1 pseudogene is annotated in these 316 nt (G+C 65.2%); it reads left to right on the top strand.

From position 1 onward, the window contains the following. Positions 1-209 precede the first annotated feature (209 nt). Positions 210-316: pseudogene (locus U8L64_RS01050) on the top strand (amino acid ABC transporter substrate-binding protein); the annotation flags it as partial.

Raw genomic sequence — 316 nt, 5'->3', positions numbered from 1 at the left:
GTCTGCAGCGAAGCGATGGACGGATGAACGAAAGCCATCTAGTCCAGACGCGGGGTCACCAGCCGCGCATCGGCCAGGATTTCGACCCGACCGCTGCGCACTTCGTCGAGAGCGTTGCTGGCATCGACGCTGGCGCCGACGCGCAGGTTGCCGCTGTCGAGTATGCCGTGGTGCAGAAACGCCCCGCCGGCCTTGCTGGTGTCGCGCCGCTCGACGAAGTGCGCAGCGGTCGGGTCGATATCCTGGCCGATGCGCGGCTGGTGACGCTGCGTCTTGTCGAGATGGTTTTCGTTCATCCGTCCATCGCTTCGCTGCA

Source organism: Pseudomonas sp. FIP_A4, assembly GCF_036701605.1.
GTDB lineage: Bacteria > Pseudomonadota > Gammaproteobacteria > Pseudomonadales > Pseudomonadaceae > Stutzerimonas > Stutzerimonas phenolilytica.
This window is presented reverse-complemented; position numbering and strand designations above follow the sequence as displayed.